Consider the following 23,443-nt stretch of genomic DNA (forward strand, 5'->3'; position numbering starts at 1 on the left):
GGTAAAGCTGTATGAGTGGATGGCGGCGTGTTTCTTACCAGAACCATTGGCTCTGAACACCTTCCGCCCAATTGTTATTTTCGCGTTTTCGGGCCTTTTTCATCCATAACTTGTAAACCCGGACAGCACCGCCTTGCTTGCGGGCTGAAGTTTGGGAATGGGGGTAGAAACGGAACGTCAAAGAAGCAGCTCCGCCGCTTACCAGCGTATCCGGAGGTTGATGATCGGGAATCCAGTTGCCCATGCCCTTTTTTCCCCATTTTGTGGCTGGGAGTCCTTTGGTACCGGGGTCTTTGATCGATGAATTGCTGTGGTCCCCAGTGGCATATCCGATATCATCCAGTGAATCGCGAGTAGGCGTCGTAAAGGACCTGCCTGCATGTCCGCTCGTAAAGTCGCCATGTCCCTGCAGGAGTGTTTTGTTACTGCTGCTCATTTTCCCCATGACCTCATTGTGCGCCTCTTCTGCGGTTTTTTCCTTCTCGGGTTTGCCGGTGTCGAGTTCGTTTTCCGGATTGATTTTGCCTTTCAGCCACCAGGTTTCATTGCGGGGATAGGCTTCGAGTTTTACGAACCCATACCTGGTTTTAATTGCCGATAACATTGGGGACATCAGTGCCTGGGTGGGGGTTCCCGATATGGCACGAACTCCTTTAGCGGCGGTTTTCAAGCCCATTTGCAGGCGTTTGTTCGGGTCTTTTGGCAGTCCGGTCTGAGCAACTGCGCCGACCATCTTCTTCAATATCTTGCCGAGCCACGCCACAATCTTGTCCAACCCTTTGTCGATGGGTTTGCGGATTTTCTTGACGATGCCGACGAGCTTTTTCGGGATGCCGCCGATTCCGGCGAATTTGGCCAGGAACGAAATCACCACGGTGAGCGTGTTGGCCAGCGTCTGCTCGACCTTGTTTGCAGCGGCGTTGACCTGACCGGCGGCGATGGCCGCAATCGAATTGATGAACGAGCCGACCACGGCTGCAATCTGCCGGGCCTTTTCGATGAAGAAGCTGATCGTGTTGTAGATTGCGATGATCGCCTGCACTACCGCTCCGGCCGGATTGATCATGCTCACCAGCTTCATCACGGCTGCTTTCACGATTTCGATCGAAACCATCTGCGTCACCTGCGCGATGAGCTGGCCCTTGAGTTCGTTCAACTCACCCTTGATCTGCTTCCAGGCGGCGGCAGGCCCCTCCTTGACGAGCGTCACCAGAATTCCGGCGGTTTTTTCCAGCCCTGCAAGTACTGGTTCCGGAATGATTTTCACCAGTTTGGCACGGATGTTCTGCCACGTTAGCCCCAGCACCGAGAGCACGAGTTTGACGATCTCTATCAGGCTGAACGACTTCGGGATGTAAACACCGGCATCGGCCAGCGGCCCGACAAGCCACTTGATGAGTGCTGTTTTCAGGTGTTTGACGATGTTGCCCGCGAATCGCTGGAACCCGAGTTTGGCGGCTCGAACCAGATTGCCGACAAAGCCGATCGGGTTTGTCAGGATGGAGACGAAAGCGCCTTTCGCCTTTTTCAGGTACGGCAAAACGCCCGGTGCGACTACCGAAAAGAGGATTTCCAGCAGGGTCACCACCTGGCCGAGTGCCCAGCTTCCGAACTCGGCGGCGATGCTGAGGAAGGCCGTGCCGATCTTTCTGAACGCTCCGACAACCGTCAGCAGGTCGGTGATCGTTAGCGAGGAGAGCGTCTGGATGATCTTTTGCGGAATTGAACGGGCGAAGCCGAGCAGCCCGGCCAGTGTGCCTTGGAACCACGCCCATGCTCTCTGGATGGCATTGCCTTTCTTGATGTTCTCCCAGATCTCCTCCTGACCGATCAGCTTCATGAAGCCGCCGATGAGCGTGTCGGGCGTTCGCGGCACCGCCTCGCCGGTGATCGGATCCTGGCCGAGCAGTGCTCGAAGCAGGTCGTAACCCCGCGTTCCCTGCGCCATTGCGGCCAGCGGCTTGAGAATTGCATCCTTGATGAAGCCGAGAATTTCGCTCGCAAGGTTCTTGGCGAACGAAATCAGTCGGTTGATTGGAGCTGTAAAGATGCGCTTGGCGCGACTCCAGACGCCCCCAAGGTCGAAAATGTCCGTCCAGCTGAGCGAGTCCAGAAAACGGTCGAGGCTGCTGACAAGATCGCTGCCGATGTCTCCCAGCGTGGCGAATTGCTGCTCAGCCCAGGTTGCGACGCGGTTAAAAACGCCGTGGTTGTCCAGTGCCTGCGAAATCATGTGCCCGCCCGGCACCATTTCGACCATCGCGCGTAGAATGTTCGTGGCGCTGCGGTCGACGCTGCGCTGGTTGATGGGGTTGAAGCCGATGATGACCGTCAGCATCGTGAAGCCGGGAATGTTGGCCGCTTTGTCGGCAAAGTAGTCGAGTGCGTCCTGCAAGCCGAGGCGCTGCACCTGAGGCGGCGAGCTTGCCGTCGAAACCTGTGGCGCCCGCTGGATGGCATGGCCTTGCTGAATGGTGTGGGTCAGTTCATGGGCAAGAAGCTGCTTGCCCTGACTGGTGCCCGGTTGGTACTGGCCGCGTGAGAAATAGATGTGGTTCTTGTGGGCGAAGGCGCGGGCACCAAGCCGGTTGCTGAGGTGCGCGGCTTCCTGATCGCTGTGGATGCGGACGTTGCCGAAGTCGGCGTTGAAACGGGGCTCCATGAACCCGCGCACCTCGTCAGATAGTGCATGACCTCCGGTACTGTTTCGAATTCCTGAGTGAACTGCGTCTGGAGCTGTTGCCTGGCTGTTCTCTTTACGCTGAAGTTTGTCACCTTCCGTTTTCTGAAGTTTATCGTCCTCCTTTTTCTGGATGTCCTTGTCGAGCTCGGTGGCTTTCTGAAGTTTATCGTCCTCACTTTTCTGAAGGGTTTCGTCTTCTTTCTGCTGGAGCTTGTCGTCCTCCTTTTTCTGGATGTCTTTGTCAGGCTCGGTGGCTTTCTGGAGTTTATCGTCCTCGCTTTTCTGAAGCTCTTCGTCGTTCTTCTGCTGAAGCTTGTCATCCTTCTTTTTCTGGATGTCCTTGTCGGGCTCGGTGGCTTTCTGAAGTTTATCGTCCTCACTTTTCTGAATATCCACGTCATCCTTTTGCTGGAGCTTGTTATCCTCTTTTTTCTGAATCTCCTTGTCTTGCTCCGTCGCTTTCTGAAGTCTTTGGTCTTCGCTTTTCTGGAGCTTGTCGTCCTTTAGCGTGGATGGTGAAGCTGCGGGCGCGGGCATTCGCATGACTTTTTCGGCCATGTGGTCGGCTTCCAGCTCGAACTTGTCTTTTGGGTGGCCGACGGTAAGCTTTGCCTGAACCGATGGTTTTGCGGGGGCAAAGAAGGCCCTCTCTCCTGTTTTTGCAAAGAAGGGGTTTGGTGCCTGATGAAGGGCTGATTGCGTTGCGCTCGACGATTTTCTTGCAGCTGTTTTCATCGACTCAGGTTCTCAGGCGTTACCAAACCATTCCACCCGGAGCATGTGCGGCATCCAGGGCAACTTGATCATGGAAATTCCCCAAGGCAGACTCTCCAGAAGAATGTCGAAGCTTTTCGATTCGACCTGTATCAGCCAGCCGCCGTCGTACCAACGGGTCAGCTTGCCGTTGCGTTTGAGATAGGTTTCCCGCAGGGCGTCGATGCCCGTGTTTTTCAGCACATCCCAGTGGCGCGTGACGGCTGAGAGCAGGGCTTCCGACTCCTCTTTTTCTTCATCCGAAAGTGTATCCGCTTTTCCGGCGAGGCTTGCTGGCGCGAGACCGCAGAGAATTTTGGGGAGAACCAGTTCGTATTCCGGCACATTTTCACTGCCGGTTGCGAGGAAGTGCAGAAGCTGGAGTGCCCGGTCGGGCTGGAGTAATTCCTTATCTCCGGCGACCTTCAGTGCGCTGAAAAACTGCGGTAGGAAGGGGTGGAGCAGCACCAATCCAGCGTTTTCAACGTACAGGCCGTTGCGTTCATCCGGATGTTCTCGTACGGTTTCCAGCGCGGCTTTTTCCATCGTATCCCGTTCAGCGGCGACAGCCTGAGCAGGCTCGGTGCGTGTCGTTCCTGAATCCTTTTTGTGCGACGTCAGGGCGGGATCGGATGATGCGTCGGATGGTTTGCCGGTTGTTTCGGAGCGGTTTCCAGTTAGCTGGGATTCGGGGGCAGGGGTTTCGCTGCCGGGCGATGCCGGTTCAGATTTTTGCCTGCCTGACTGGGTTTGTGCTGTTTTGACGGTTTCGGACAACTTGGCCACGTCCATCTCTGCGGCGGTTGTTTGGGGCTTCGATGGCGTTTCGGCGGAGCGAGGTTTAGTGGCGGTCTGGTCACCATGAGTCGCTATGAGGTCGCTTTTTACAACCTCCGGGATGGTTATGGCAACGGACAGAAGCGCTTGGCGCACCTCTTCGGGCGGAGTGTTGTTTCGGTTGGCAGCAATCGATAAGGCACGGTCGAGCAGCTTTTGTTCAATGCTGATGATTGAGCTCGCAGGCAGGCCTGCGTTGCGGCCCCGCGTTGTAAGCTCATCGATAACCGGCAGGGCAGCGGGCGTCAATCTTTCCAACAGCTTGATGGCGACTGGTCGAGAGAACTGCAAGAGCAGGCGTTGCCGAGCTGTCGGTGCCATTAGTTCTTTTGTCGCTTGTGCTGCCAGATCAGGTTGTTCGAAAGCTTCACGCAGTTGCGTTTCAAAGGCTTCGTGTGACTGCGGTCTGAAGGTCGAGGGCAAGGTGCCGTGCCGGAGGAAAAAGAGCAGAGCATCGACTGCAGATTCCGTTTCCGGGATTCGACTGCCCGTCTGCTGCTCATGGGTTTCAGTAGGCATTGCCTGGCCAGCTGTGGCAACTTTCCCCAGTGCATTGTCAAGTGCTTCAGCAATCATAGCCGGAAAGCGTTCGTCGAGCTGGTCGAGATGCAGCGATCCGGCATCGATCTCAAGCTTGTCGATTTTCAGGACGCTTCCGTCAACGGTATATCGGTCAAGCACCGGTTCAAGCGCAGCGGTGATGCTTTGCCGGCACAGTTCGGACAACGAGGTCTGAAGGGACGCTGCTCCGGCTTTACTGCCGTTGAACCTGACGTCGAGCGTGTGCCGGACGATAGTATGCCGTTGACCTGTTGCCATAAAAAAGTTGCACCGTATTATCTGAAAAGCGTAACTTCTTTTACTGAGTTGAGGAACGCAATAGCAATGCGATTCGACGCAAAGGGAGGATTCATACTTCGGTATGGCGAACCTACAAATACCACCGGTGAAAAAGTGAAATTCTGAGTCGTGAAAGCGGCGTCCGAAAATACAAGTAGGCAGAAAGTCATGAAAGCACGCCGGTGGTTCTCCTTTTTATAGCGACCCTCCATCAGAGCCCCATCCCTTTCTGCGCATCCTTCTTTCCCCTGAACATCGAGATAGCATAGCCGCTGGTGACGCGGATCATCTCCGGCGTGATGGCTTCATCGCTGTCGATCAGCAGGTCGATGTCACTGTAACCGCTTCTGCCGGTCACCTTTTTGTTGAGCGTCCGGAAGGTATTCAGGTTTGCCGCAGATCCGAAGCTCTCAAGGTTCTCACTTTCGATTCTCGACAGCCAGCTTCCGTTAGCCCAACATCCAACCAGCACGATCCCTGCTTGCGGATCGATCTGCCTGATCGCCGCAGCGACGGTGGTCAGGAGTGAGGCAATCGGCAAGGAGGCGGCGTTCGGGTAGCGCCGAGCACGCGCAAGGGCGAGCTTTTGCCAGTCGATGACCTCTTTGGCTGTCGGACGGGCAATGGTGGTGAGCGATGACTGCCCGAAGTTCTGGTGCAGCCAGCCGTAGACGTTTTCGTCGTAGTTTCCGGCAACCATGCGGCACGACTCCTCTTTCTTCGGAGTGCCTACCGGCTCCCAGTTGTCACCGTACTTGCGGTACATACCGGTCTGATCGTAAGCGTAGCGGATGCGGTTGCCTTGCACGCCTTCAAGCTCGATGCGGAAGCGCTGTCCCCGCACAAAACGGATGAGCATGTTTCCTGTCCCTGCGGTGTGATCGAACACTACGCCGAGCGGAAATTCCTCGTTGAGTTTTTTCATGATGGCGGCGTGGCCGTAGCTTTTCAGCTCGCTCAGTGGTACGTTGACATCGACGTAGCTGTTGTTTTCAAGAAGGTTGCGGCCCTGGATTTCGTACCGCTTGATTCGCACGACATAGTTGGTGGCAAGGCGGTTGCGCTCCTGTTCGTGCGAGGCCGGGGCTTTTGGTGTTGCGTTTTTACGGTACTTTCGAAGCGTAATGTTGTTCAGGTGCCGGACGCTGTCGATCCAGTGATATTCGCACTCTCCAACCGGAACATCGGCGGCTGTTGTCGTTTCACTGACTCGGTACGGGAGAGAAAAATCCGCGATAATCGTGTTCAACCTCAGGTTGATCAGCACCTCGTGGAAAGGGTTGCCTGAAGGAACAGTGCCCGATGTGCTGTTGCAAACCATGACGAAGGTACCGCCGGGGAGAACGCCTGCGCTGTGCACGATTCCTGGATGTTTTTTACGAATTCCTGCAGATAGCCCAATCGTTCCTCTTCGGTGGCGTCGTCCGGCGGAGTTTCGGTTTTTACGACAAGCACATCAAAAGGCAGACGGTAGTCGGCGATCTTCTTTTTCAGCGCGTCGAGGGTTTTGCTCCATTCATGGCCAAGGTGCCCCTCGATACGGAAAAAGCCGCTTTTGTCGAACGAAAGGGCCAGCGGATCATCGCCGGAGACTCCATAGCCCCGGTTGAGGCTGGCTCTTCCTGCATCGGTTTTCGCAAAGTCCCAGACGTCCAGCAGGGTCGAGTTGACGCTGTAATAGCACGGGATGGGGCGTTGCGAGAGCGGCACTTCTGCTGTGCGGCCCGGCGTAATCTGTATCTGCTTCTCCGGGCCCTTTGTTTGTTCCGGTTCTGGAAGGTCGAAGCGGTCGATCATTGCCTGCAGCCTGTCGAAGAGCGATTGTACTTCACGGCTTGTGACCTTCAGCTCTCCAAGTGCCGGAGATGGCCGGAACGTATGGCGATAGGCGAGAGCGCCTGCCTTTTCCGAAGGCTTACTGCCAGAAGCTACATCCAGTTCGCCCAGCTCCAGATGACGCGGGAATAACTGTGATGGGGGAGTGCAGAGCTCCGTCAGCTCAAGCGCTTTCCAGCGGAATTCATTGTAGGCGTCGATGAGGTCGTTCAGAAAACCATAGTAATACTGGAAGCTCACCGCTTTTGTGGCCGGTGACGGCTTCATGAACTCTTCGGCGATTCGTTCAAGGCGTTCAAGGCGTTTGGTAAATGCCGAACCGCTATCGGTCAGAAGCGGGCTGAAAGCGTCTCGTGCCTGCTCGAGGGCTTCCGCGATTCGTTTGAAGAGCGATTGATCGACGAGGATGGTTTTGTATGCCTGGAGGATCGATTCGGTGTCTGTTAACTCGGTTGCCGGAACGTCGAAACGCGGCATGTCGATGTCGGGCAGGTTGAGGCGTGTGGCACGATCTGGGAAAAAGTCCCCCTCGGTTTCGATCTCTTTTGAGGTCTGTTCGTGCAGGCTGTCCAGAAAACTGGTCGGAACGAGCAGCTTGCGCACGCGCTCGGTTACCGTTGTTCCCTGATCTTCGCATGAGCTTGGCGTGCAGGTTTTCAGGCTGGTTTCGAGCCGCTCGACGTAGAGTAAAACAGCCATCCCGGAAAGGCTCGTAGCATCGATCGTGGAGCTGTCATCGTCGTCGTAGAGTTCGTGGTCGCTGTCGAGCAGTTCGAGCAGCTCGGCCTCTTCGTCTTCGTCCACGAGCAAGGGAGTATAGTCATCCTCGATGGTCAGTTTCCTGCACCGGTCAGCCTGAAATCCCTCGTCGCCGATGATGACGGCGTACCCTTCCGAGGTAACGCCGTACCCTTTGGAGATCGCAATGGTTGCGTTTCCGCCGCTCTTGCTTACCGAAATCTCCAACCCGCAGACGATGCCGATGCCGTGCAGCGTGGCTCGCGTCAGGCGGTTCTGTTCGTCGAGCCGGTCGTGGAGCGTATTGAGGTGTGAGGCGCTCAGCACCTGGTTGACCTCGAATAACGGATAGTAGTTGTTCTCAGGGATCATGACAAGCTGTTGTTTAGCGATTGATGACCATGGTTTTTACCCGCCGAGCATGGTGCTGTCGAGCCGGACCGGGTTGATATCGTTGCCCTCTTTGCAGTCGTGCAGGGTTGCCGACGGGTAGATGCTTCGCAGTCTTGCGAGCATCGAAACCACGTCGCGCAACAGGAGGCTTTGTTCGATGCGTGGTGCGTAGAAGTCGATGAAAAGTTCTTTCAGCTGCTGCTTTTCCGAATCCGACAGCGAGCGGTTGTTGAGCGGTTCGTAGCCTGTTGCCGTATCGAAAACGCTGCCGACAAACTTTTTTGGATCGTCGAGGCTCTCGCTTTTGGCGCCCGGCTGGTTCAGGGCTTTCGAGAAGAGCTCGCCGAACTGCCCGACAGCCTGCCGGGCGGTTTCAGCCGGATCGAGCCATGGGCCGATTTTGCCGATCATAGCTTTCCGGACCTGTTCGATAAAGTCGTTCGAGCGCTCCGGCGCCTGATGCTCTTCATTCGGCACCGTGAGCCATGCGTTCCAGACTTCGGTGAAACGGTCGTGCAGGTGCCAGCGGTCATCGGTAACCAGATCGATAAAGTGGTCGGTAAGATACTCGAACACGTCTTCGGCGATGGTGTCGTAGTTGCTGACGCCGCCGTAGATTGCCGACAAAGGATCGAGCTTTTCGCTGAGCAGTTCGCGCAGCGCTGTTTTAACCGTCCCGCCCTGGTAAAGCCGGTACTCTCCGCTCTCCAGCCACGCTGTGACCACCGGTAGCGCGGCATCGTGGATCAGTCCCGCTCCGTTGCTGGCGCTCGTGATGGTCGGCATGGCGTTGCCTGCGGTTTTGCCCTTTTTGCGCAGATAGGTGGTCAGCAGTTCGACGAATTTGTTGCGCTCGCTCGACGGGTACTCCTGATTGTCGATCCAGCAGATTTTGCCGAGCAGGTGCGCCGGGATTTCCTGCCTGATGGTGCGCTCAATGGAGCGGCGCAGGTCGATGTTGCTGTCGAACGGCGCATGCCAGCCAGGCATGATGACCGTAAGCTGGAACGAGTACGGATCCTGCCTGCCGCATGAGGTGGCGCTGCTTCCGTCGAGGCACACCTCCAGCAGGGCATCTCCGTGGAAGCGCGGCCTGAGCAGGAGGTGCTCCACAATGATGATCTTCTCTTCGCTCTCTTCGGCCATGCCGGCAAGCAGTGCGATCCGCTTTTTCAGCACAGCCTCTTCTTCGCTGTTCAGGCCTCTGGCGCGGTTGCGGCTCAGCGATGGCAGTGCTGACAGGAGCGTCAGCTTGTCCTTGATGAGCTGCGCGGCCGATTTCTGTTTGCCGTCATACCCGGTGAGGTGCAGGGCGTAATCGGTGATGCGCTCCCCGAAGCGTGCAAGGAGATGGTCGAGGAAAAGGTTCCGGCGCTCCTGCATGGTCGAATCGCTTTCCACCATGCTGTGCAGCGTCGATGCGTCAAGCTCCGCTTTGAGGATGTCACTGACCCCGCGGATGAGCTCTTCGTGGTTCAGATCCTTGACGAACAGGGTTTGCTCCACACCTGGGTCGAGCGAAAAGAGGTGCCGCGCATTTGCCAGCTGCGAGTAGGCGTTGGCCAGAAGCTGCTCGAAGACCATCAGGTAGGTCTTGAGCTGCTTTACCTGCGCCCGCCGCTCCTCCGTTGCCGGTTCGCGAACCCCGTCGGGGCCGGTGCCGTAGATCGCAGGCAGCTCGTACTGCACGGGGCTGTAGTCGCCCGGATTGCGCCAGGTGCCCTCCGGAGCAGGAAGGTCGAGGACACTCTTTTGCTCGATTTTCAGCTGCTCGGCCTGTCCACGGAGCAGGTTGAGCGTATCGCGAACCTCAAGGAAATCGGCCGTGAACGGTAGCTCGTTTTTGTAGAAGGTGAAGGCCGAGTTTTCAATCGACAATACCGGCAAGTGGTTGTCGCTGATCTTGAGCGTCCATTCGGCGCTCACCTTGTCCTTGTCCGTACCCGTTCCGGTATCGGCCACGCCGCTGACCGCTTTGCCGGTGCTGTCCAGACGGGTCAGGCGCAGGTTCCGTACCGCGATGATGCCATCGATTTCAACCAGCTCGTTGATGATGTCTGAAGTTCGCAGCCCTTGACGCAGTTGCGCTTCGTCCAGTTCATCCTGCCGGATGAAGCCATGGTTCAGCATCGGGCCTTCGAAGATTTCATCGACCGCCACGCCTTCGTCCAAAAGTTCCTGCAGCGAGTGGAACGGCACCTGCGGATTAAAATGGTTTTCGATGGTGAAGAGCACCGAGGCCAGTGCCTGTTCGATGTCGGCGTCCGCCGCTACGACGATGTCCGCGCAAACGGCAACCTCCTCGACCTGGATCGGCTTGATGCTGCAGAACTCTTCGCAGAGGTTCCTGTGGCTTTGCAGCGTTGCGGAAACCTGCTCCATGATTTGCCGGACAGCGGCTGACTTCAGGATGAACGGTTCGGCCAGTGCCTGCACCAGCTCCTGTTCGAAGAAGCTGTTCGATTCAAACGCAGCGCCGAAGCTTTTGATCGCCGTTGAGGTGCCGTACAGGCTTACCGGAACCTGTTCAAGCACGATCGAAGGTTGGGTTTCATTATCGATAAAGAGCTCGATATCGACGGTGTAGCTTCGTTTCTGTCCGGCGGAACTGGCCGCGTTTTTGAGTGAGACTTTCGAGACCGATTTCAGCAGCTTGCCATCGCTATCGACGTATCCGGATGGTTGGCCCCATGCTTCGGAATCCCATTCGGGCAGCCTGAACTCCAAGGTGACGAACAGCGACTGGCTCGGGTCGGTCTCTACGGCAAGGGTGTACGTTGCCTTCCGCTCGTTCAGGTCTCCGAGTTCCGGGTGCGTTTCGAACTGGAGATGGATGTCCCACATGCCAAGCGGCCAGATTGCCGATACGTTTTTCTTGAGAACGGAGGGCAAAAAGCTCAGCCGATCCTCCTTGAAATCCGGATACCAGTAGCTTTCGCATACGGATTTTCGCGGCGTGGCCCATGCGTTCCGCACACCGTCGTGGTCGATGAGCAGACGCCGGAAATCGTCCGCCGTGAGCGGATTGACCGTCAACGTTTGCCTTGCCGTGAAAAAGGGTTGGGTCGATTTCGCAGCATCCTTTCCAGGCGGATCAGCAAGAAGATCCTGCACATTCCAGCCGATGCGATAGCCGAGATCGGTGATGGCGTAACAGAGCGCTTCGAGAATGGTGATGCCCGGATCGTGACTGTTGTAGTCGGTCCACCACTTGCTGCTCATCCGTTCGATCAGCTCGATTCCCTGGTGTCGAAGCAGAGTGAAGTTCTGATCCGGCTGGCGCTTTGGCTCCTTCGGTATGGTTACGCTCTTTTCAGGCATCGCGGAATGGTTGTTTGAAACGTCGTCAGTGCGCTATGATTGCTGGCCGGTGACGCTTTCCTCGTCGGAAATCGTCTCGATCAGGTGTTGGCCCGCCTCCACCGAGACAAGAATCGAGATCGGCAGGGAGGCTTCGGCTTCATCGGTGTCGTCGCTTTTCTTTTCGTTGCCGTCGATGTGGTACATCCGGAAATCGGTGACGTAGTCCACATAGGCGCGCTCTTCGACGAAATCGATGAGCGAGGACTTATGAATTTTTCCCCCGAAGCTGATATCCGCCCCCTCCTCGAAGGCCCAGGGCGAGAGGTGACGCATCAGCTCCTGCCGAAGCAGTTCGATATGGTAATTCTCATCAAAACCGGGCAGCAAGCGGACTTTGAACTCTGTCTGTACCGACTCAAACACCGGATTCTCCACATGCAGGGTCACCATGTCGGAGGCGTGCGCTTCGAGGTGCGTTTTGACGAGATCGAGATCGCCGAGGCTTGTGTACGGGCGCAGTGGATCGATGGCGTTGTTGTTGCGCAGGTTCGGAATCGCCACGATGGTGACATGGCCGGGCGCAAGCTCGCGGTAGATGCCGGTGCCGGCATCGTCGGGCTCGAACCAGGTGTGGTTCAGGCACTTGACCTTGTAGATGTTCGGGAAGGCTTGCAGCACAAGGCGCTCGTAATCCCACATCGTGATGGCGCGGTTCCGGTGCCTTAGCCGTTCGCTCACTCTGGTGCGGAATGCGGTTTCATCTTCCGCCGCACGACCGCCGAAGGTTGCGTAGGGCTGCGTGATTTTTTTGATTGCCGCATCGGGCGTGACCGCTTTGGTGACGGTACCAGCAGCCAACTGTTCGCTCTGCTGGTCATCACTGGACTCCTCTGAAAGGAGCTGCGTCGCTCTGGCAGCCTGGGCCGAAATGGTGATGATCTTGCAGACCGCTTCCGGTTTTTCGCTGACCACGGCTCGCAGCCAGTGCAGATTCTCAGCGCCGAATAGCGAATCCCCGGTCGTAGCTGCTGAGGGTACGGCAAAGCGGATAATGCCGGAGCGGGTGAGCTGTGCGGTGTCGTCCGAGAGTTCGGTGGTGGCGAAGTCAACCCATTCTCCGGAACAGAGGTAACTCCACTGGATATGCTCTTCAGGCTTGGCGACGGTCGGCGCAGCGCTGCCTTCGGCGAGCTGGAAGAGCAGCGAAAGCGTGCTGCCGGCTTGCAAATCTTTGATTCCGATGTAGAATTCGCCTTCGTTCTTGAACGGGTAGAGCAACGTAGGCTTGGTTTCTTCCGAGACCTCCGTGCTTCCAAACGGGGTGAGATGGTATAGCGTGGTGTCGGATAGCGCAACCGTTGCCCGGTAGCTCAGCGTCAGCGACTCGATGAGGGGCGTGTAGGGCTCGACCGGCATGCATTTCGAGAACGCTTCGACAAACTGCTGGGTGAAATTCTTTGGGTCTTTCGGCTCTTTTCGTCCGTCTTTCCAGACATACAGATCGTTGCGTACCTGTTTCCACAAGCTCATGCAGTCATCAGCCATCTCTTCGCCCGATGCCTTGCGTATGAGGTATTGGCTGAGCGTCAGGGGATAGAGCTCGTGGCCGAAATCGTCTTCGAGGTTGAGTTTCATGAATCCGCAACGGCTGTCGAGCGTGTAGCGGGTCGTATCGAAATGAGCTTCCGTCACGGTCTGCACCGGCAGGGTTGTGTTGCTGTCCGGAATGGTCAGATCTGCATGGTTCCACCGGAACAGCGAGAGCCGTTCCTTGTCGGGAGTTTCAGGCCAGGAGCCCTTCTTCAGAAAGCTCAGCGAGACTTTCGGATAAAATTCGTTGACCCAGTCGAAATCGATGTTGCCTCTCCAGAAGGGCAAGCCTTTCCAGACGACGCGCAGTTGGAAACGGGCATTCTTTTTCTGGAACAGTTCGTCCGAGCCGATAATGAGCGCGTCGCCGGTTTCGGGCGTTGCACCAAAGGGCTGGAACGGCTTGTCGGTTTTGAGGTCGCCGAACTTGTTCGAGACGCTCAGGTTTTTCAGGCCAGTGCCGTCAGGCTTGTTGTCGCTGCCGTAACCGACGCGCACGTCAAGCGTTGCCTTGGCCAGGTTCAGATGCAGTCCCTGTAGCGTTTCGAAAGAGAGGCTCTTTGCATCCTGCTTCAGGACGGCCTTGAGCATCGGCAGGTCGGAAGGGAGGGCATTGCCCGGATCTGCCCCGGTCATCGGCACCACTGCCGGCATGGAGCCGTCGAGCGTAAGCGGAATGATAATCTTGCTGCTCGTCGAACCTGACAGTTTGCTTGTGTCGATGGTTGCCTTGCTCCACTCTTTTTCTCCTGAAACGTAAAACTCGAAACTGTTGCAGAACTCCTGCGTCGAAATGGTTTTTTCCTTGCATTCAAGCGTCAGAGTGATGGTGCGGCTTCCCTCACGGAGCAAAAGGTAGTGTGAGGCGATGACGAATCCAGCACTGGCCAGATTTTCCGTGCCGGTGACGTTGATGAACGGGTGCCATGCGCCATCCGCCGTCGTCAGCTCTCCTCCAATGCCGTCGCTGGAGTTCATCATGGGCCAGGCGTAGAGGCGGGGTGTTGCGTCCGTCGTCGAGCGCCCCACCGCTTTCATGGCGTCAACCGATGCTTTGTTGGCTACGAGCTGCTCGTTCAGCGCGTACTGAACGGTCTGGCCCGCCGCATTTTTGCCCTTGAACAGTGTGCCACTCTCCAGCCGTGCGCTGTCACGGTTTTTGGCCAGCTCGAACAGCAGATGTACTTCGTTGGCTACCGAGGCGTTCGGCTTGAGTTGCAGCACCTCCTTGTAGTAGTGATCCAGATGCCTGCCGGTGAGTGTATTCAGGTGCTCACGCGAGTGTTCCATGAGCTGCAGGAAGGCGAGGAACAGGCCGTAATGGGGCTGATGGTCGTTTTGGCCGGTCATCAGGCCAGGAAGCGCGGCGTTGGCATCGGCAACCGTTCGGGCGAAGGCTTTCAGAAACAGATCGAACAGCGAGGCGAAGAGGTTATGCGTTGCCAGATGGCTGTAGACGTCCTGTCCTGAATCGACCGAATAGAGGCTTTCATCGGCATCGATGGCTGAATGGAACGCTGCCCAGGTTGCCGAGCCGTTGGTTATCCAAGTTTTCGACAGCCCTGTGTCGCAGATGCTCTGGAACGATCCAGTGGCAGCGTCGAAGATGAGCAATTGCTCGTCGGTTGCATCGGTATCGATCAGGTCGCTTGCGCATCCACCCTTGTAGATAGCGATCAGCTTCCTGAACGCCGGGGCAAGGCGGGTAGTGATCAGCTTGTTCAGGGTTGCCTTGAGCGCGAGGCTGTCGTCGAGCTCGTCCTTGAGCCGGTCGAGCTCTCGGGCCAGGGTTCCGACGTTGCTGAACAGCATGCCGAGGCTGGCGCGAAAATCGGTTCCCGATGGTGCGCTTCGGGAGTTTTTGAGCAGCTCGAACAGCGTTTTTGTTCTGATGCGATACCGATCGACCTTCTCGATGGCAGTGCAGGCAACCCCGACGAGCGCGTCCTGGCTGAAGAAGCGCTGCCAGTCGTCAACTTCGGCGTTGTTCAGATCATGGAAACGCAGCCATGCCGAATAGTTTCGGGCAAATGCAACGGCGTGTTCCGGCATTCGCCCGTCAATTGGCGCACTGGCCGGATCGAGCGCGGCAGGGAATCGCTGCTTCTGGCTCGTTCCTTCGCGCGTGAGGCGGTTCGGGTCCTGTTGCATCTGGCACTTGTTACCACCGGCCATACTTCAGCTCTCCCCCAAAGGATTGACGGTTATTGCCAGATCGATGTCGGTTCCTTCCTGAATGTAGTATGGATAGACCATGTTGAATCGTGAGTTGGTTGCCTTGATCAGGTAGTCGATGCTGATCAGCAGCACGCCATTCTGTTCCTCGTGAGTCTCTATCGAGATTTTTTCAGCCCTGATGCGCGGCTCGAAGTAAAGCAGGGATGACTCGATCTTGTCGGCGACAAGGGTTTTGATGCGCGTGTCGAGGTTTTCGAAAATCAGTTCGTCAAGGTTGCAGCCGTACCATGGAATCATGACGCGCTCGCCCTGCAAGGTGCCGAGCAGCACGGCAAGGCTCGAGGCGATCTCGGCTTCGTCCTCAAGCATCTGCACGCCGGGCACGTTCCGGTCGAATGCCGGGGGAAAGGCCCATCCACGTCCAAGAAACGGCAATTGCATGATGGTATCTGTTTAAAAAAGAGTTACAGTTTATGATTGATTTTCGGGCAGGGCAGGCGCAAGGCCTGCCCCTACAGGGATTTTCTTATGGGTGATGACCAGTCGTCTGCCCATTATCAACTATCCTCCGATCATCACCGTGGTTGCGCCTGGCGGCATGACCGTGCCGCCTCCTGCGGTCGGGTCGCCGACTCTGGCTGCCGGCATGCCGCCGATCGACACGCTGGTCGATCCCATCACGATGGAGTCCGCGCCGCACGTATCGCCCAGCCGTGCAGCTGGCATGCCGCCGATGAGCACCGTCGGCGCTCCGGGCGGGATGATGGGGATCGGTGCCCCCTGGGTTGCTGTGCTGACGATCATGTCGCCGACGCGTGCTGCAAAAGGCATCTCGTTTTCCGGTTTTCAGTTAATCTGTACCATTCCGCCGCTGATCTTTGTCGTGCCGCTGCCCTTGACCTCTGTGCTGGCTCCGGAGAGTTCGGCGGTCGCCGCTCCTTCGGCCTTGAAGCCGCTCTGCGCCGAGAACTCGATGTTCGCCCCTTCGGCCTTGATGTCTCCGGTCGCTTTCAGCACGATGTCGCTTGCGCTTTCGATGGTGATGCCGTTGTCGTCGAGGGTGATTTTGTTGCCGTTCATATCCTCGACGAGAATGCCATTGTCTTCATCCGAAAGTGAGAGCTTGTTGCCGCCGGGCGTTTCGAGATGGATGATCTTTTTATCATCATCGAAAGTGAGCATCATCTTTTCGCGGCTGACGTAGCCTTTCCGGTGGTTATCGTCCGAGGCGGTTTCCGGCGCGGGTTTTGCTGCGCTGTGGCACATGCCGAGCACCACCGGATGGCGCGGGTCGTCGCCGAGGAATCCCACGACCACCTCGTCGTTGATCTCGGGGCGGAAAAAGGTGCCGCGCTCCTCGCCGGCGTCGAGCGTGGCGAGCCGCGCCCAGACGCCTTCGTCCGCGTCGCTGATCATCGGCAGCCGCACTTTGATGCGCTCCATGCCTGCCGGGTCGCCTTCGAGCACCGTGACCACTCCCATCTGCAAGCCGCCGACGCCGGGCAAGAGACCCGCGGCGGGCAGGGGACGGAGGTTGTAGCGCTCCGGGAAGAGCTCCGGATCGAGGCCGAACTGCACATCGGTCTCCCAGTTGCCACCGCTGACCGTGTGCCGGATGCCCGAAACGTAGAGGTTGCCCTCGAACCGCGCGCCGATGCCGGTCACTTCGATCACCTGGCCGGGCACGATGGTGGCCAGACCCTGAAACCGCACCCGTCCGCGAACCTTGGCGAGCCGCTCCTTGGTTAGCCGCGCGTCCGCCCAGGCCTGAAGCTCTGGCTGGCTCAGATTTCCGCCGTGGCGGATGACGTTCGCTTCGCCACCAAGCACGTCGGCAAGGTCGCTCGGTGAAAGGTTGCCGTTGCCGGTGGTCGATGGTTCGGTGGCCTCCGTTTCCACGATCTCCTGATCAGCAGGGCTCCATGCCGACGCCGTGATTCCTGTCTCCTGCACGCGAGCATCCAGCTCTGCATCGAGCTCCAGCACTGTTGCTCCGTAGCGCACGGTCACCGATGGTTCTGCTGAAGCATCGGGCGGGCCGACCGTCACGGAGTCATTCGAGGCCATGACCACCATGCCGTTGGCTTCGGCGCGGCAGAGCAGGAAGTCCCAGTCGGTCGATTCATACTGCACCACCGATTCTGGCTCCGGCGTGGTCGCCGCTACGTCACTTTGCAGGCCGTACGCGCCGATGATCTCCTCCATCACGTCACTATCCTTCACGTCGTTGAAGTAGCGGTTTTTGATGCCGCGGGTCATTTTGATCGCCTTGCCCCGGCACTCCACCGACAGGAAACTGCCGTTTTTTCGGATTTTCAGGCTCTGCTTGATCACAAGGCCGCTGAAAACCGAATCATTCTGGGCGCGATAGCCGAGCTGAATTTCGATCTCTTTGCCCGGCACGAACAGCTCCTCGTCGCTTGCCTCGAAGGTGCCTTTGGAGGCCTCGCCATCGAGAAACTGCAACACTGCCGACGGAATGCGGTTCAGCTCATGCGACACCGAGAGCGCCACGATCTGGAACCGGCCCGGAATTTCCGCGCCGTCGATCAGCACCGCAATGGTGCAGACATCCGGTGTTGCCGGGGTCGGAATGGTGTTCTCGGGGCTCACGATGACTTGCTCTTTTTCTCGATGGACGGAAATCTGATTTTCATGCCGGGTTCGAGCGATCGGAAGTTGTCGAGTCTGTTCGCCGCGGCTACGTCGAGATAGTACTTCGAGTTGCCGTAAATCCGGAAGCACATCAGCGGCAGGGTGTCGCCCGCCTTGACCGTCCGGATGTGGGTCAGGTCGGCGGACTGCCGGTCTTCGGATGCGGCGCGTTTCTCCTCTTCGATGCTGCTCTTGAAGGTCACTTTCGCCGTGGCGCGCAGGGGAGTGCCGTCCGGTTTGAAGAGCTTGTAGGTTATTTCAAGCTCGGTGACTCGCCCTTTGAAGATGGAGTTTTCACCCCACACCAGCTTGAAGTGGCGAGGTTCGTGCGCGTCGCCCTTGTAGTCGATCAGCACCTCGCGGAATTTCTTCAGATCACCGGCGATGGAGTCCCGGCTCTCACCGTCGATAATGCCGGTGTTGTCGAACAGGAACTCGAAGCTCATCTCCCCGGGCTCCGAATACTCGTACTTCAACTGCTGGCCACTGGTGCCCTGTCCCTGCCCCGATTTCGAGAACTTCAGTTTGTAACTCTGGGTGTAGCTCTCGGGATTGATCAACGCCTCGACGTAGGCGTCGGCCTCTTGCTTGCCGCCGCTTTCGGCCTTCCGGGAATCGGAGAATGCCAGGATCAGCATTTTTTCAAGTTGTCCGCTCTCAGCCATCACCGTTCGCGTTTGTTTTCCATGATCTTCACCATCTGCTCGATGCACTCGGCCACCAGCTCCTCGCGAGCTGTTTCATTGCCGGCACCTTCGGCGCTCCGGCTCACACTGTTCCGGTTGTTATCCGGCGTTCCGGATTCGTTGACCGTCACCTTGATATGCAGCTCTCTGATCTCTATTGGCATCGTGTTTACCCCTTCTGGACGGTGAAGTAACGGTAACTCAGTTCCATCGTTTCGATGACCACGCCGTTTTCATTGGCGTTGAAATCGCTGACGAGCCACTTTTTGGGTATGGCGTGAACCACGTTCCAGGTTTGCAGCGGCTCGCCTTTTTCGTTCAACAGGTTGACGGTCAGATCCGTGGGGCTGAACGTGCGGTCGCGGAACGCCTTGAGCGCCCAGTCGATGACGGCCGAGTCGGTCAAGAGACCGCGCTTGAGTACCAGGTCGGCATACTTCGTCCTCACCGGCAGTTTGTGCTCGAAGCGGTTCTCGCCGCCCTCCTTGAAGGTCTCGAAATCGTACTCGACCGACAGGCCTGAGACCGACTGGAAACGCGCGTCGTTCTTGTCTTTGCTGATATCAAAGACAACCCGAAAATAGAAGCCCCACGGCGGATAGTAGTCAACCATAACGCTGTTCCGCTCAGACCTTCATCAGTTTCAGCCCCTCGTGCGCCAGCTCGATGCTTTCGATGGCCACCTCGTTGGCGTCGGATTTCAGGTCGGGCGCGGTGATCTTGACCGGGAAGCAGCGCGCTGCCGTCCATGCCGCAACCGGTGCGTGCTTCTCGTTGAGCAGCCGGATGGTGACGTCACGCCGGTTTTCGACGCGCTCGTTTGCCACATCCTCAAGCCAGGTGTTGAAGTCGAAGTCGTTTTCAAACTTGCCCCGCTTGAGCGTGATGTTGCTGTTCTTGACCATGCCCGGCATGGCGATTTTGTTGAAATCCTTGCTGTCGCTGTGGCGGTACTCGATCTTTTCGCGCTCCATCACCAGTCCGGTGACTTCGGTGAAGCTGAGTTTCGCGCCTCCCCAGTCAACCTGGAAGTGAAACCTTGGTATCGGATATTCCTGTGCCATAATCGTGTGTGAGATTTATGGATTGATAAAACTGTTATCGATTTTTCAGTTCAGCGTTTACGATTCGGCCATCTTGTGCGAGAAGCGCAGGATGATGAACTCGGCGGGCCTGACGGCGGCCATGCCGATTTCGATGATCATGCGTCCTTCGAGGATGTCCAGCGCGGTCATGGTTTTGCCGAGGCCGACGGCGACGTAAAACGCATGTTCCGGTTTGATGCCCTGCAATGCGCCCTGGCGCCAGAGGACGGTCAGGAAGTTCTCGATCATGGCCTGGATGCGTACCCAGGTGTTGGCGTCGTTGGGCTCGAAGACGAACTGCTCGGTCGCCTTTTTGACCGACTCTTCGACGAAGTTGAAGAAGCGCCGGACGTTAACATAGCGCCATTCGTTGTCGTTGCCTGCCAGCGTGCGGGCACCCCACACCAGCACGCCCTTGCCGGTGAAGCTGCGGATGATGTTGATCGATTTGCCGGCGTTGGCATCGACGTTGTAGTCGGCCTGCTGCTCCTGCGAAATTTTCGCGGCGGGGCTGATGACCGAGTTCAGGCTGACGTTTGCCGGCGCTTTCCAGACGCCGCGATCCGAGTCGACGGCCGCATAAACGCCCGCAATCGCGCCAGATGGCGGAAGCTGGTTGAGCGATTCGATCGCCTTGCTGACGAGGTTTTTGTAGGTGCCGAACGCGCCGAGGAGGGCGTCGTTGAACTTTTTCTCGTACTCCGCCGCGGAATTCTGCGCGAAGCGGAAGAGCGCGATGATGGAGCTGGCAGCCTGTATGGCAGCGTTTTTGGCCACGTCGGCCTGCTGCTTTTCGGTGATGCCCGAAACCGTGTACTTCGCGGTGACTTCGGCGTTGGTTACGGCAAGGAATGCTGCCGAATCGGTATAACCCAACAGGGCGATTGCCTTACCGAGATCGGTCGTGGCGGTCGCCGGGTCGTCCGAGAAGAGGTTGATCGTGCCATTGGCCAGCACGTAGTTGTAGTTTGCGGCCAGCACGTCGAACACCGAACTTTTCAGCTTGGAGCTGCCGAGGTACTGCGTGATGTCTTTTTTCAGGATGAAGTCTTTCGTTTCCGGAACCGACGGGTCGGGCGACGCGGTGACGACCGTCGGAAGTCCATCGATCATGTCGCTTACTTCGGCCACGATGTCGGCAAGGAGGTCATAGATGCCTTGCAACGGGGCTTCCAGAGCGGCCAGCGTTGTGGCTGCCGAGGAGTTGTAGGCGTCTGTCATCTCTTTCAGTTTGTCCGACCAGCTCTTGCCTTCACCGGCGATGGCGGTTTCAGCGTCTTTGAGCTCATCGACAGCCTCCTGTGCTTCGGTGACATCCGAAAGCATTTGCAGAATTGCGGTGTCGCTGGTAAGGCTTGCAGCTTCGATGACGTCGCCAGCCGTGTCGCCGCGCTTGAGCGTGAGGTCGCGGAAGTAGAAGTAGCGGGGAAGGCTGGTGTTGATCCACGGCCCGTAAGCCGCGCCATACTTGAGGTTGTTGATGCCGATGTTGTCGCGCAGCTGCTGCACGTCGTCGCCGAAGTCATCCGATTTGACCGTGTCGCACACCGTCACCCTGTCCTGCAGCTTGTTGCACTGCGAGAGCGCGGCAACCTGCACGTCATGCAGCTCGTTGCCCGACAGGTTCACGGCGTCGGGGAAGAGCAGAATGGTCGGCTCGTCCTCGCTCTCGACCGCTTCGAGGCCGTCGAGGAAGTCCTGTTTGTCGAGGCTGTCGTCATAACTGCCGATCGAGACGATGTAGCAGTTGCCTCCACCGTTGGCGTAGAACATCCTGAGGCTGTCGTAGAGCAGACGGCCGCCGGTGCCGGATTGTCCGCACCCGACATAGTTGTTGTCCGAGTCGAGGTAGACTTCGATCTCCTGCGAAGGTCCCTCGCCGAACAGCTCGACGTACTCGGCAATGGATTCGATTTTCGTCGGTTTGTTTGTGAGCGACTCACCTTTGTTCAGCGCTTTTTCGGTGTAGCCGATAAAGGCCGGAATCGCCGTCTCCACGGGTGCAATCGAAGGTGGGAACTTCGGGATCTCTTCGATATAGACGCCGGGGGTCTTATACGTTGTTGCCATGGTTTATCCCGTTTAGGTTGAGGTTACGTCAGATAAATATCTCGGAAACAAGTCTGGAAACCGCTTTCTGCTCATTCAAGTCAGCCTTGACCATGCCGGACGAGGGTTTTTTGCCGTTCGTTCCGGCGGCATTGCCGTGAAAGGTCAGGGGTAGCGGTTCAGATGAAAGGCTTTCGCTGCTGTCACGCTCGATCCATTTCCACCAGCTGTGGCGGTTTTTAAAGCGCAGGTGGAACACCGGGCACTTCGTCAGCGGTTTGCCTTCGTTGTCGATTAAGCTGAAATCGTTGTCATCGTCGCGTTTCGCCGTGAGCCTGATGAGCGCGAACAGATCGTCGGGCATATCGTCGTCGAGCTGGATGCCTTTTGCCGGGGCATCCGTTATGCCTTCTGGTGCGTCGATGTCCGGCACGTCGCGCTGGTTGGCGAAGACCGGCATGGCGGATTTATCGGCATCGAGTGTCTGCGAGGAGGGTGTGCTTCCGATCTGGTCAGCCGTTAGCTGGCAGAGTGCGCCGCTTTTTTCGAAAAGCGCTTCGACGCCATCCCCGGTCTCAAGCGCACCGATTTCGCTGGAGAGAAAACGCGTTTTATTCGCCCCGCTTCCCCTTGAAGCTCCGGTAATGTTGCTGAAGACCGGGACGTCCTCTTTGAAGCGGTAGCGGGTGCTTTTGTCAGCAGTGTAGCATTCGTGGAGTGCCTGTGGCCGGAAGGTCAGCGCCGTGTAGTTGAAAAAGTCTGAGGACGCAGGCGTCAGCATCCACTCCAGAACGGTCTCCTGTGGTATAACGGCGTCATCAGGCACGGCTACAAGGAAGCCGCGCTTCGTCTGGTGCCATGTCGCCCCGCAAGCCTTCAAGGTTTTTTTTGCTTTTTCAGTCGGCTCGATTTGAATCCATGCGGTGATGTCATAGTCGATGAGATAGCGCTCCTGCTCTTCGTCCGAAAGATTGTCGAACAGCGTCGATCCCTTGTCCAGCCAGTAGTGGTGGAGCAGCCAAACCTCCAGCAGCCGGGAGTATTTCTGTTTGCGGCGTTCGCTCATGGTTTGGGGCTCAGGATTTGTGGCTGAAATCGGTGACGATCTCCGTAATCAGGCCGCTTTCATGCTGCCGGGAGGCGAACTTCAGGTCGAGCATGCGCATCCAGTAGATCACGAAAGGGTACTGTTTGCCGCCGAGCGTTCCCCAGAGGTGGTTCACCTCCTCCATCGACGGAGAGTAGAGATCGAAAATCATCTTGAACGATTCGAGGCGGTCGAGGCTGTTGGCCGGAGCGTCGCTGGTGATCGAGGCCGGAGCGACGTTGTCCTGCGTGAAGTGGTTTCTGAACTGGAAAAAGCGGATGACCCTTGAGAGTTGTAACAGGCCGCCGGTATAGCTTTTATTCGGGGCGATGATGAGAATCTGGAAATTGAGGAACACGGGCGGGTTTTCATACAGCGCTTTCAGCGCGCTCTCGTCCCGCACATAGTTCGGCTGGTTCTTGAGGGTTTTTTCTTCCCGGATATTGATGACCGAACAGATGACCGAGTCGCGCGAAAGGGCCGAACCTGATGAGTCGAATCCGTCGGAGGGATTGCCCAGCGCCGCGTTGCCCGATCCCGTGCCATAGATGTCATCGAGATGCGCATTCAGTTCGTTGACCACGATGGACAGGCCGTGTGAAATCATGGGGAGCCCTCTGGATTTGTCTTTTCTGCGATTCGTTTCGTGTTTCGGGTTTTCAGGAACCCCTCACGATTTTCCGAATGCGTTTTTTTGTTGCATTGGCAGGCATGGTCAGGTTTCATGCGC

At 57.2% G+C, this 23,443-nt stretch carries 16 protein-coding genes; all 16 read right to left on the minus strand.

The annotated features are described in order from the left end of the window. Positions 1-34: 34 nt before the first annotated feature. Positions 35-3,418, minus strand: a complete 3,384-nt coding sequence (locus CPAR_RS04545) for an eCIS core domain-containing protein (RefSeq protein WP_012502134.1) — start codon at positions 3,416-3,418, stop codon at positions 35-37. Positions 3,419-3,430: 12 nt separating this feature from the next. Beyond that, positions 3,431-5,092 (minus strand): contractile injection system tape measure protein, encoded by a 1,662-nt coding sequence (locus tag CPAR_RS10610; RefSeq protein WP_012502135.1) that lies wholly within the window; start codon positions 5,090-5,092, stop codon positions 3,431-3,433. Between the two features lie 232 nt (positions 5,093-5,324). Continuing rightward, positions 5,325-6,473, minus strand: coding sequence for a hypothetical protein (locus CPAR_RS04555; RefSeq protein ID WP_156773370.1), 1,149 nt, complete (start codon positions 6,471-6,473; stop codon positions 5,325-5,327). Further along, entirely contained in the window at positions 6,374-8,059 is a 1,686-nt protein-coding gene (locus CPAR_RS04560; RefSeq protein ID WP_012502137.1) for a hypothetical protein, read from the minus strand. The genes CPAR_RS04555 and CPAR_RS04560 overlap by 100 nt, the downstream gene beginning before the upstream one ends. 36 nt (positions 8,060-8,095) lie before the next feature. Further along, positions 8,096-11,401 carry a hypothetical protein gene (locus CPAR_RS04565; protein ID WP_012502138.1) on the minus strand — a complete coding sequence of 1,102 codons (3,306 nt, stop codon included), beginning with the start codon at positions 11,399-11,401 and terminating at the stop codon, positions 8,096-8,098. Between the two features lie 33 nt (positions 11,402-11,434). Next, positions 11,435-15,124: a baseplate J/gp47 family protein gene (locus CPAR_RS04570; RefSeq protein WP_198002635.1), complete on the minus strand. Its 3,690-nt coding sequence runs from the start codon at positions 15,122-15,124 to the stop codon at positions 11,435-11,437. 27 nt (positions 15,125-15,151) lie between these two features. Then, a complete protein-coding gene (locus CPAR_RS04575) occupies positions 15,152-15,592 on the minus strand; it encodes a GPW/gp25 family protein (protein ID WP_012502140.1) in 441 nt (146 codons plus the stop codon). A 120-nt stretch (positions 15,593-15,712) separates the two neighbouring features. Then, positions 15,713-15,982 (minus strand): PAAR domain-containing protein, encoded by a 270-nt coding sequence (locus tag CPAR_RS04580; protein WP_012502141.1) that lies wholly within the window; start codon positions 15,980-15,982, stop codon positions 15,713-15,715. 15 nt (positions 15,983-15,997) lie between these two features. Then, complete coding sequence (gene vgrG / locus CPAR_RS04585; protein ID WP_012502142.1) at positions 15,998-17,764, minus strand: type VI secretion system tip protein VgrG; 1,767 nt, start codon at positions 17,762-17,764, stop codon at positions 15,998-16,000. Next, entirely contained in the window at positions 17,761-18,471 is a 711-nt protein-coding gene (locus tag CPAR_RS04590) for a CIS tube protein (protein WP_012502143.1), read from the minus strand. Before CPAR_RS04590 ends, vgrG begins: the two co-directional genes overlap by 4 nt. Next, positions 18,471-18,656: a DUF5908 family protein gene (locus CPAR_RS04595; protein ID WP_012502144.1), complete on the minus strand. Its 186-nt coding sequence runs from the start codon at positions 18,654-18,656 to the stop codon at positions 18,471-18,473. The genes CPAR_RS04590 and CPAR_RS04595 overlap by 1 nt, the downstream gene beginning before the upstream one ends. Positions 18,657-18,661: 5 nt before the next feature. After that, a complete protein-coding gene (locus CPAR_RS04600) occupies positions 18,662-19,105 on the minus strand; it encodes a phage tail protein (protein WP_012502145.1) in 444 nt (147 codons plus the stop codon). A 13-nt stretch (positions 19,106-19,118) separates the two neighbouring features. Continuing rightward, positions 19,119-19,556 (minus strand): phage tail protein, encoded by a 438-nt coding sequence (locus tag CPAR_RS04605; protein WP_012502146.1) that lies wholly within the window; start codon positions 19,554-19,556, stop codon positions 19,119-19,121. 57 nt (positions 19,557-19,613) lie between these two features. Next, complete coding sequence (locus CPAR_RS04610) at positions 19,614-21,647, minus strand: phage tail sheath family protein (RefSeq protein WP_012502147.1); 2,034 nt, start codon at positions 21,645-21,647, stop codon at positions 19,614-19,616. Positions 21,648-21,675: 28 nt separating this feature from the next. Then, complete coding sequence (locus CPAR_RS04615) at positions 21,676-22,692, minus strand: hypothetical protein (protein WP_012502148.1); 1,017 nt, start codon at positions 22,690-22,692, stop codon at positions 21,676-21,678. A 10-nt stretch (positions 22,693-22,702) separates the two neighbouring features. Then, a complete protein-coding gene (locus CPAR_RS04620; RefSeq protein WP_012502149.1) occupies positions 22,703-23,320 on the minus strand; it encodes a DUF4255 domain-containing protein in 618 nt (205 codons plus the stop codon). Between the last annotated feature and the right edge of the window lie 123 nt (positions 23,321-23,443).

Origin of the sequence: Chlorobaculum parvum NCIB 8327, from assembly GCF_000020505.1 — a bacterium.
Lineage (GTDB): Bacteria > Bacteroidota > Chlorobiia > Chlorobiales > Chlorobiaceae > Chlorobaculum > Chlorobaculum parvum_A.

Coding starts and splice junctions, on each gene's coding strand:
- CPAR_RS04620 (WP_012502149.1), bottom strand. CDS start 23,320: ATGATTTCACACGGCCTGTCCATCGTGGTCAACGAACTGAATGCGCAT.
- CPAR_RS04575 (WP_012502140.1), bottom strand. CDS start 15,592: ATGCAATTGCCGTTTCTTGGACGTGGATGGGCCTTTCCCCCGGCATTC.
- CPAR_RS10610 (WP_012502135.1), bottom strand. CDS start 5,092: ATGGCAACAGGTCAACGGCATACTATCGTCCGGCACACGCTCGACGTC.
- CPAR_RS04605 (WP_012502146.1), bottom strand. CDS start 19,556: ATGGCACAGGAATATCCGATACCAAGGTTTCACTTCCAGGTTGACTGG.
- CPAR_RS04610 (WP_012502147.1), bottom strand. CDS start 21,647: ATGGCAACAACGTATAAGACCCCCGGCGTCTATATCGAAGAGATCCCG.
- CPAR_RS04595 (WP_012502144.1), bottom strand. CDS start 18,656: ATGCCAATAGAGATCAGAGAGCTGCATATCAAGGTGACGGTCAACGAA.
- CPAR_RS04580 (WP_012502141.1), bottom strand. CDS start 15,982: ATGCCTTTTGCAGCACGCGTCGGCGACATGATCGTCAGCACAGCAACC.
- CPAR_RS04570 (WP_198002635.1), bottom strand. CDS start 15,124: ATGCAACAGGACCCGAACCGCCTCACGCGCGAAGGAACGAGCCAGAAG.
- CPAR_RS04590 (WP_012502143.1), bottom strand. CDS start 18,471: ATGGCTGAGAGCGGACAACTTGAAAAAATGCTGATCCTGGCATTCTCC.
- CPAR_RS04600 (WP_012502145.1), bottom strand. CDS start 19,105: ATGGTTGACTACTATCCGCCGTGGGGCTTCTATTTTCGGGTTGTCTTT.
- CPAR_RS04565 (WP_012502138.1), bottom strand. CDS start 11,401: ATGCCTGAAAAGAGCGTAACCATACCGAAGGAGCCAAAGCGCCAGCCG.
- CPAR_RS04560 (WP_012502137.1), bottom strand. CDS start 8,059: ATGATCCCTGAGAACAACTACTATCCGTTATTCGAGGTCAACCAGGTG.
- CPAR_RS04615 (WP_012502148.1), bottom strand. CDS start 22,692: ATGAGCGAACGCCGCAAACAGAAATACTCCCGGCTGCTGGAGGTTTGG.
- CPAR_RS04545 (WP_012502134.1), bottom strand. CDS start 3,418: ATGAAAACAGCTGCAAGAAAATCGTCGAGCGCAACGCAATCAGCCCTT.